This is a genomic window from Gordonia jacobaea, assembly GCF_965344965.1.
GTDB lineage: Bacteria > Actinomycetota > Actinomycetes > Mycobacteriales > Mycobacteriaceae > Gordonia > Gordonia jacobaea.
The window spans coordinates 587,221-596,854 of sequence record NZ_CBDRLS010000004.1 but is presented as its reverse complement, the minus strand read 5'-3'; the positions used below and the strand labels follow the sequence as shown (position 1 = coordinate 596,854).

Below are 9,634 nucleotides of genomic sequence, written 5' to 3'. Positions count from 1 at the left end.
GCCACCGGCCGTCGGGGACCCGCAGTTTGGGTTCCGACCGGCGGACCGGCTAGATTCGTGTGTTGACGCGCGAGGCCTCCGGCCCGACGACGCGTCGAGCGCGTATAGCTCAGCGGTAGAGCTCTGGTCTTACACACCAGCGGTCAGGGGTTCGAATCCCTTTGCGCGCACCACATAACAGCAGGTGGTCCGCTCACGTCGGCGTCACCGCCCCTCGGCCAGCGCCCGCCGCGCCTCATCCGGCGTCGGCATCGGCAGCGCCCTTCGCGCGATCTCCCGACGAGTAATCACGTGCTTCGAAGCCCAGTAGGCAATCGGTCATCCACTCATCGATGGTCGCACGATCGCGCACCGCACCTTGCTCCCTCCACCGGCGCCGGTGTCGCTGTCGGTACCGACTGATACGTTTCCGCCATGCTGATCAACGACGCGCCGCTCAACGGTAGCCAGTACGACGACGCGCGGAACGTTCGCGCGTCTCGACGCGCCGACATCGTCTGGCCCATCGCGGTGACCGTTCTCGCCGCCGGGGCGCTTGTCCCCGCCGCGACGGCACACGCCGCGCCCGCGCCGGTCACCCCATCTCAGGTGGCGGAGTCGAGTGCACGCACGATGCTCGAGTCACTGGCAGTGAAGGGCCGCGCACCGAAGACCGGTTACGAGCGGTCACAGTTCGGACAGGCATGGTCCGACGACGTCTCGGTCGCCGACGGCCACAATGGGTGCGACACGCGCAACGACATCCTCCGACGCGATCTGTCCGACGTGACCCTCAAACCCGGCACCAACGGATGTGTGGTGCTGTCGGGAACGCTCGACGATCCGTACACGCGAACGTCGATCGCATTCACGCGAGGCTCGGCGACGTCGTCAAAGGTCCAGATCGATCATGTCGTCGCGCTGTCCGACGCGTGGCAAAAAGGCGCGCAACAGCTTTCGGCCGAACAGCGCCGCAACTTCGCCAACGATCCGCGCAATCTACAGGCCACCGATGGCCGCACGAACCAGGCCAAGGGTGCGGGCGACGCCGCGACGTGGCTGCCGCCCAACAAGTCGTATCGATGCACCTACGTCGAGCGGCAGATCGCGGTCAAAGCCAACTACCACCTGTGGGTGACGGCGGCAGAGAAGCAGGCCATGATCCGCATCCTGTCGAATTGCTCTGCACCCGAGACTGATTCACCACAGCCCGCCCCGGCCCCGACCGCGCCCCCGCAGGCCGCCCCATCACAGATCACACCGTCGAGCACCACCTACGCCAACTGCACCCAGGCCCGCGCGGCGGGCGCCGCACCCCTGTACCGCGGGCAGCCCGGCTACTCCGCGAAGCTAGATCGCGACGGCGACGGGGTCGCGTGCGAATGAGCTAGGTTTCGTCGCCGCGATCAGTCGGGCGCGCCCAGGTTCATCTCGTCGGGGTGGATCCCTACCCGCTTGCCATCGTCGAGAGCAGCGATCCGGGCGACGTCCTCGTCGTCGAGTTCGAAATCGAAGACGTCGATGTTCTGCTTGATGCGATCGTCGTGCACCGACTTCGGGATCACGATCAGTCCGAGCTTGATGTGCCAGGCGAGAACCACCTGGGCGGGTGACCGTCCGTACTTGATCGCGATCTCGCCGATCGTCGGGTCGGTCAAGACGGTGTTGGGCTTGGAGTTCGGACCCCACCCCGACCCCGACGTCCCGCCGAGCGGGCTCCACGACTCGATCGCGATACCGTGCTCGCCCGCGAACTCCCGCAGTTCGCGTTGCTGTAGGTGCGGATGCAGTTCCACCTGGTCGACGGCTGGCAGCACTCCCCCGCGATCGATGAGCCATTGCAGGTGATGTGGCTCGAAGTTGCACACACCGATCGAGTGCGCCTTCCCGTCGGCGAGGATCTTCTCCATCGCGTCCCAGGTACGCAGCAGTCGGTCGCGATCCTGCAGCGGCCAGTGGATCAGGTACAGGTCGACGTAGTCGGTACCCAGCGCGCGCAGGCTGGTGTCGATCGCCGCGAGAGCGCGGTCGTATCCGTGATCGGAGTTCCAGAGCTTCGTCGTCACGAATACCTCCGAGCGCAGCACCGACGCGGAGGCAATACCTTCGCCGACGCCCGACTCGTTGCCGTAGGCCGCAGCGGTGTCGATGTGTCGGTAACGGGCCTCGTCGATCGCGAACCGGACGGCGCGCTGCGCCTCCTCCGGAGTCGACTGCCACACCCCCAGTCCGAGCTGTGGGATCTCGATGCCTGAATTCAGTTCGATGAGGGGAGCGCTCATGTCTCCGGTCTACCAGAGGCGCAGGCCCGGTCGGCACGGCTGCCGCACCCGCTCTGCTCCCGTATCGTCACCGTCAGCGTCGCGCGATCGCACAGCCGCGGTCGTCTCGCCGCTCTCACTCGACGAGAAGGGGCGTTGATGACCGGGACCATCTCCCCTGGAGACCCGTCGATCCTCGGAGCAACCGTCACCGACCACGGAACCAACTTCGCCGTCAGTTCGGGCGGGGATGCGGTGTGGCTCTGCCTTTTCGACGACGCAGGCACCGAGACCCGACTTCTGCTCCCCGGACGCGAGATCGACGTATGGCACGGCGTCGTCGACGGCGTGGGTGCCGGAACCCGTTACGGGTTCAGGGTCGACGGCCGCTTCGCACCGGAACGCGGTCGGCGCTACAACCCGGCCAAACTCCTCCTCGACCCCTACGCCCGACGCATCGTCGGCGACGTGGAGTTCTGCGACGCGCTCCTCGACCACGACGTCGACGATCCCGTACGTCCCAGCGCCCTCGACTCCGCTCCGTTCGTGCCGCGCAGCGTCGTCGTCGAACAACCGCCGCAGGCAACGACCGCCACCGCACCGGGTCCACGCCATGCGGCGTCGGAGCTGGTGATCTACGAGGTGCACGTCCGTGGGTTCACGCAGTCCCACCCCGACATTCCCGCCGAGCTCCGAGGCACCTTCGCCGGACTCGCCCACCCGGCGGCCATCGACTATCTGACGTCACTCGGGGTCAACGCCGTCGAGCTGCTTCCGGTGCATCGCAGCGTGGCTGAACGCGAACTCGCCCAGCAGCACCTGACGAACTACTGGGGTTACAACACCATCGGCTTCTTCGCTCCGCACAACGCCTACAGCGCCGCGGACCGCGCCGGCCGGGGCGAGGATTCCATCGCCGAGTTCCGCCACATGATCGACGCTCTGCACGGCGCCGGGATCGAGGTGATCCTCGACGTCGTCTACAACCACACCGCGGAAGGCGACGACTCCGGCCCCACCCTGTGCCATCGCGGCCTGAACAATCGCGCCTACTACGTGCTCGACCCGGACGACGGCTCGTACGTCGACACCACCGGATGCGGCAATTCCGTTGCGGTTGCCCATCCGACGACGCTGCGCATGGTCACCGACTCCCTGCGCTACTGGGCGTCGCTGGGCGTCGACGGATTCCGCTTCGACCTCGCGCCCACCCTTGCCCGCCAGGGCACCGACAGCACCCGAAACGACTGGGGCGGTGGACCTTTCGACCCCACGGCGACCTTCCTTCGGGTACTCGGCCAGGACGACGTGCTGTCGCGAGTGCGGCTGATCGCCGAACCCTGGGACGTCGGACGGAACGACAGTCACCAACTCGGCGCATTCGGTCCGGAATGGGGCGAGTGGAACGACCGCTACCGCGACTGCGTCCGCGACTTCTGGCGCAGCCACGAGGGCTTGCTCGCGCCGATGGCACGACGCCTGACCGGCTCGGCCGACATCTTCGGCGGCCGTCATCACGACCCTGCGACGGTCATCCGACGCCGCGCCGCGTCGATCAACTACGTGACATCCCACGACGGTTTCACGCTGCACGACCTCGTGTCCTATGAGCGTAAACACAACGACGACAACGGTTTTCACAACTCGGACGGAACCGACGACAATCGGTCGTGGAACTGCGGCGTCGAAGGACCCACCGACGACCCGGCAATCGTCGCGCTGCGTCGACGTCAGATGCGCGCCATGCTCACGACGCTGTTGCTCTCTGCGGGCACACCGATGCTGCTCGGCGGCGACGAACGGGGCCGCACGCAGCGCGGAAACAACAATCCCTACTGCCAGGACAACGAGATCAGCTGGTTCGACTGGACCTCGGGCGACGACGCGCTCGTCGCATTCACCAGCAGTCTCATCTCACTGCGACGCGGCCACGCCGCCCTGAGCCGATCGGCCGTCGAACGATCCGGCGTGACCGACTGGTTCACGCCGGACGGCACGCCGATGTCCGGCGAACACTGGCAGGACCAGGGGGCGCGCAGCATCGCCTGGTTGCTCACACCACCGCGATCCGCCAGCGCCCGAACACCTCTGGCCGCCAATGATTTCGTGGTGCTACTGAACTCGTGGTGGCACGGAATCGACTTTGTGCTGGCACCTGTTCTCGCAGAACAGAAATGGGACGTCGTGGTCGACACGTTCGCACCCGACGCGCCGTCGCCGATCGTCGGCTCCACATGTCACGTGCGGGCGCGATCGATCGTCGTCCTGCGTTCCGCGGCTCCACGCTCTGCCGGATAACGACCGTCCGCAAAGTCAGTCGCGCGCTCACTGTGTGGCTGCCGCGGCGAGCGCGATCTCCCAATGGGTTTCAGTACGCGCCTCACCGGGCCCGACGATGTCGCGAAAGACAACCCGGCCGTCACGCCCGACGAGGAAGGTCCCGCGCTGAGCGAAGCCTCGGCTCTCGTCGAACACTCCGTAGCTGCGTGCAACGTCACCGTGCGGCCAGAAGTCGGAGAGAATCGGGAAGAGGAAGCCCTGCGCCGATGACCACACCTTGTGCGTGGGCGGCGGTCCGACCGAAACAGCAACTGCCGCAACCTCATCGTTGACGAACCGATGGTAGTGGTCGCGAATGAAGCCGAGCTCTCCCTGACACGTTCCGGTGAAGGCGAGCGGAAAGAACACGATCAGCACCTGGCGCTCCTCGAGCAGCCGCGACAGCTTCACACGCTGATTGTTCTGATCACGCAGCTCGAAGTCGGGTGCGACGTCGCCGACCGACAACACGGTCTGCGACTGAGCCGGAGCAACATCGGTCGTCGCGACATCGGTGGCACGAGCAACCGAATCGGCCCCGGAGGTCGAGTCGCTCATGCTCGCTTTCCGGACCGCGCCTTCGGCTGCACCAGGCGCGAACCCGACCACTCACCAAGACTCACGACGTTGGTCTGAGTGAGCCCGGCCGTCGGTGCGGCCTCGGCGATCTCACTGGGATCGACGTACCCGGGGTTGCCGGTCTTGGGCGATACGACCCAGACGTACCCGTCGTCGGCGAGCGGTGTGATGGCGTCCATGAGGCGATCGACAAGATCACCGTCGTCGTCGCGCCACCACAGCCATACGACGTCGACCACGTCGATCGCATCCTCGTCGAGCATCTCGGCGTCGATCGCGTCCTCGATGTCGGCGCGCAGGTTGTCGTCGGTGTCCTCGTCCCAACCGAGTTCCTGCACCACCATTCCGGGTGCGAACCCGAGTTTCTGGGCGTTGCTGCCCTCGGAGCCGTTGCCCCCGCTGCCCTCGGAGCCATTGCTCCCTGTGGCGGCTACCACCGCGTGTCGACCTCCTACCGGTACGTTTTCAGATTTCATTGCGCTTCTCAGCTTACGAGACAGCGTAATGGACCTCAGTGCAACACGAGGAGACTCCACGCGCCAACTATCGACACGAACTCCGACCGTGCATGAACGGACGACCGTGCATGAACGGACGACAAGGCATGAACGGACGACAGCGCATCAACCAAGGGCAGGGCACGAACACCCGACCCGTCAGCCCGTCGGTCGCGGCGCGGTCGTGGCCGGTGTCGACGAGTCCGGTGTCGACGAGTCCGGACTCGGCTGGGGCGTCGTGGTGGCCGATGTCGCGGGCGGCGCGGGGAGGTAGGTGCGGCACACGTCGAGAACCGCTCGCCTGTCGCCGGTCCACCGGGTCGATGCCGCGTTGAGTTGAGCCGTCTGTCGGCGGCCTATCACGTCGCCCAGCGCGCTGCTGCTACTCACGAACGATGCGACGACGGTCCCGAGGTCACCGGGAACCTCGGCTGTCTGTTTGGGCTTGACCATGTCGGTGCCCGCGATCATCGCGGCGCGGGCTTTGTCTCCGAGGTCCCCGACCTTGTCGTAGGACTGCACATCGTTGAGCCGCGTGATGAACGCGTTGTACCCGCGCAGCATCACGACCATCGACTTCGTCGACGCCTCGCAGAGCTCGGCTCCGGCCTTCGCCGACTGCGCCTGTCGGGACGTCGACAAATCAGAACGATAGGCCGCGGCCTCGCCCGGGGCAGGCCCCGCGCTGCCCCCGACCGCCGAACAGCCCTGCAGAGCGAACGTCGCAATTGCTGCGGCGAGCAGCATCAGACGCGTGCCCGATACACGGCACATCGCTCGTCTTGTCATGTCTCCCCCACGGCTGTTTCCCCGACGGCCGTTTGCCCAGATCTGGCACCAAACACCGAAACGCTACCGCAGGCGGGGTCGACGATCCGGGGCAAGACCGCCCAGACCGGTGCCAAGCGACGTGACATGGGGCACGATATGGATGGACGACGGAGTCCGCACACCAACGCGACCCGTCGCCAAATTGTCGTCATGCCGGGCACCACCGTGCCCAGGCCAAACGAGGGAGTGGGCATCACCGTGACCGAAGAGGCAGCCAGCACCAACACCGGAACCACCGACGTTGGAAGCGGGACCGCAGACGCGTCGAAGAACGCAGCCGCGTCGAATCAGGTCGGCAGCCAGCAGAGCCAGCGAGTACGCGTCATCCGCGAGGGCGTGGCGTCGTATCTCCCCGACATCGACCCGGAGGAGACCAGCGAGTGGCTTGAGTCCTTCGACAAGCTCGTGGAATCCGAAGGCCCCCAACGCGCCCGGTACCTGATGCTGCGTCTCCTCGAGCGCGCGGGCGAGAAGCGGGTCGCCATCCCGTCACTGACGTCGACCGACTACGTCAACACGATCCCCACCGAGGGTGAGCCGTGGTTCCCCGGCGACGAGGACGTCGAACGTCGGTTCCGCAACTTCCTCCGCTGGAACGCCGCGATCATGGTTCACCGCGCACAGCGGCCCGGCGTCGGCGTCGGCGGGCACATCTCCACGTACGCGTCATCGGCAGCGCTCTACGAGGTCGGCTTCAACCACTTCTTCCGCGGCACCGACCATTCGGGCGGTGGCGACCAGATCTTCATCCAGGGCCACGCGTCGCCCGGAATCTATGCACGCGCATTCCTCGAAGGCCGAATCAGCGCCGACCGCATGGACGGGTTCCGTCAGGAACACAGCCACGCAGGCGAGGGTGGCGGCCTGCCCTCGTACCCGCACCCACGGTTGATGCCCGAGTTCTGGCAGTTCCCGACGGTCTCGATGGGCCTCGGACCGATGAATGCGATCTACCAGGCGCGATTCAACCACTACCTGCACGATCGGGGAATCAAGGACACCTCCGACCAGCACGTCTGGGCATTCCTCGGCGACGGCGAGATGGACGAGACAGAGTCGCGCGGATTCGCCAGCTTCGCCGCAACAGAGGCCCTCGACAACCTGACCTTCGTCATCAACTGCAACCTGCAACGTCTCGACGGACCGGTCCGCGGCAACGGAAAGATCATCCAAGAACTCGAGTCGTTCTTCCGTGGGGCCGGATGGAACGTCATCAAGGTGATCTGGGGTCGCGAGTGGGATGCACTGCTGCAGGCCGACCGCGACGGCGCGCTGGTCAACCTCATGAACACCACGCCGGACGGCGACTTCCAGACCTACAAGGCCAACGACGGCGCCTTTGTTCGCGAACACTTCTTCAATCGCGATCCGCGGACCAAGGAACTCGTCAAGAACATGTCCGACGCGGAGATCTGGCGACTACGCCGCGGCGGCCACGACTACCGCAAGATCCACGCGGCATATGCCGCAGCGCTCGCACACAAGGGTCAGCCGACGGTGATCCTCGCGCACACCATCAAGGGCTACACGCTTGGCAAGCACTTCGAGGGTCGCAACGCGACCCACCAGATGAAGAAGCTGACTCTCGACGACCTCAAGGCGTTCCGCGATTCCGTCCGCATCCCGGTCAGCGACGCCGAACTCGAGAAGGATCCCTACCTCCCGCCCTATTACCACCCAGGGATGGATGCGCCGGAGATCCAGTACATGCTCGATCGTCGCAAGCAGCTCGGCGGCTTCCTCCCGACCCGCAGCTCGGCGTCGAAGGCACTCAAACCCGATCTCAGCGGCGCGATCAAAGCGACGGCCAAGGGGTCGGGCAAGCAGCAGGTCGCGACGACGATGGCACTGGTGCGCGTCTTCAAAGAACTGTTGCGCGACAAGGAAGTCGGCAAGCGGATCGTGCCGATCATCCCCGACGAGGCGCGCACATTCGGCATGGACTCCTGGTTCCCGACGCTCAAGATCTACAACCGCAACGGGCAGCTCTACACCTCGGTCGACGCCGAGTTGATGCTCGCGTACAAGGAGAGCGCGCAGGGACAGATTCTCCACGAGGGCATCAATGAGGCCGGATCGGCGGGTTCGTTCACCGCGGTCGGCACGTCGTACGCCACCCATGGCGAACCGATGATTCCGCTCTACATCTTCTATTCGATGTTCGGCTTCCAGCGCACGGGCGACAGTTTCTGGGCTGCGGCAGACCAGATGGCACGCGGGTTCGTCATCGGCGCGACGGCGGGCCGCACCACACTGACCGGCGAAGGGCTCCAGCACGCCGACGGCCACTCGCCACTGCTCGCGGCGACCAACCCCGCGGTTGTGTCCTACGACCCCGCGTTCGCCTACGAGCTCGCGCACATCATCCAGGACGGGCTTCGTCGCATGTACGGCGACGAGCCGGAAAACGTCTACTACTACCTCACCGTCTACAACGAGCCGATCAGCCAGCCCGCTCAGCCGGAGAACCTCGACGTCGCCGGCGTGCTCAAGGGCATGTATCTCTACCAGCAGGCCCCGTCGAACAAGGAGCTCTACGCCAACATCCTCGTCTCCGGCGTGACGATGCCCGACGCGCTCAAGGCCGCGGCGATGCTCGCCGACGACTGGAACGTCGGGGCCAACGTCTACTCGGTCACCTCGTGGAACGAACTGGCTCGTGACGGCATCGCGTTCGACCGCGCCGCCGTACGTGAACCAGGTGTGACGCACCCCCAGCCGTACGTGACCGAGGTGCTCGCGCAGACCTACGGCCCGTCGATAGCGGTCAGCGACTACATGCGTGGAGTGCAGGAACAGATACGCGCGTACGTGCCCGGGACATACCTGACCCTCGGCACGGACGGATTCGGGTTCTCCGACACGCGTCCCGCTGCGCGTCGCGTATTCAACGTCGACGCCGAGTCGATCGTCGTCGCGACACTTGTCGGTTTGGCACGCGACGGCAACATCCCCTTCACCACCGCGGCTCAGGCGGCGGAGAAGTATCGGATCACCGACGTCAACGCCGCCGAGGTGTCCTACGCCGATACCGGCAGCGCGTAGGGACGTCTGGTCCGTCGACTCAGGTCCGTCCGTTAATCGGGACCCTGAGCTAGTCGGACCATGCCCTAGTCGGACCCTGAGCGCATCGAGCCCGACTACATTGAGGATGTGTCCGAGCCCAAC

The 9,634-nt window shown here is 65.7% G+C and carries 7 protein-coding genes and 1 tRNA gene; 4 read left to right on the top strand and 4 right to left on the bottom strand.

Annotated elements, in window-relative coordinates; translation table 11 throughout:
- Window positions 1-98 precede the first annotated feature (98 nt).
- Both ACRVY7_RS16950 and ACRVY7_RS16945 read left to right on the top strand, forming a co-directional pair.
- Window positions 99-173: transfer RNA gene (locus ACRVY7_RS16950), tRNA-Val, on the top strand.
- Between the two features lie 241 nt (window positions 174-414).
- Complete coding sequence (locus tag ACRVY7_RS16945) at window positions 415-1,365, top strand: GmrSD restriction endonuclease domain-containing protein (RefSeq protein ID WP_431817865.1); 951 nt, start codon at window positions 415-417, stop codon at window positions 1,363-1,365.
- A 20-nt stretch (window positions 1,366-1,385) separates the two neighbouring features.
- Here ACRVY7_RS16945 and ACRVY7_RS16940 read toward each other — a convergent pair whose 3' ends face one another.
- Window positions 1,386-2,261, bottom strand: a complete 876-nt coding sequence (locus ACRVY7_RS16940; RefSeq protein ID WP_431817864.1) for an aldo/keto reductase — start codon at window positions 2,259-2,261, stop codon at window positions 1,386-1,388.
- Between the two features lie 138 nt (window positions 2,262-2,399).
- Here ACRVY7_RS16940 and glgX point away from each other — a divergent pair, with 138 nt between their 5' ends.
- Entirely contained in the window at window positions 2,400-4,538 is a 2,139-nt protein-coding gene (glgX, locus tag ACRVY7_RS16935; protein ID WP_431817863.1) for a glycogen debranching protein GlgX, read from the top strand.
- Between the two features lie 27 nt (window positions 4,539-4,565).
- Here the strand turns inward: glgX and ACRVY7_RS16930 are convergent, their stop codons facing one another.
- The 3 genes from ACRVY7_RS16930 to ACRVY7_RS16920 form a co-directional block, all read right to left on the bottom strand.
- Window positions 4,566-5,117, bottom strand: coding sequence for a redoxin domain-containing protein (locus ACRVY7_RS16930; protein ID WP_431817862.1), 552 nt, complete (start codon window positions 5,115-5,117; stop codon window positions 4,566-4,568).
- Window positions 5,114-5,575 (bottom strand): DUF3052 domain-containing protein, encoded by a 462-nt coding sequence (locus ACRVY7_RS16925; RefSeq protein ID WP_049698308.1) that lies wholly within the window; start codon window positions 5,573-5,575, stop codon window positions 5,114-5,116. Before ACRVY7_RS16925 ends, ACRVY7_RS16930 begins: the two co-directional genes overlap by 4 nt.
- 219 nt (window positions 5,576-5,794) lie before the next feature.
- A complete protein-coding gene (locus ACRVY7_RS16920) occupies window positions 5,795-6,424 on the bottom strand; it encodes a hypothetical protein (protein WP_431817861.1) in 630 nt (209 codons plus the stop codon).
- A 192-nt stretch (window positions 6,425-6,616) separates the two neighbouring features.
- Here ACRVY7_RS16920 and aceE point away from each other — a divergent pair, with 192 nt between their 5' ends.
- Window positions 6,617-9,511: a pyruvate dehydrogenase (acetyl-transferring), homodimeric type gene (gene aceE, locus ACRVY7_RS16915; RefSeq protein ID WP_049698598.1), complete on the top strand. Its 2,895-nt coding sequence runs from the start codon at window positions 6,617-6,619 to the stop codon at window positions 9,509-9,511.
- The last annotated feature ends 123 nt before the right edge of the window (window positions 9,512-9,634 follow it).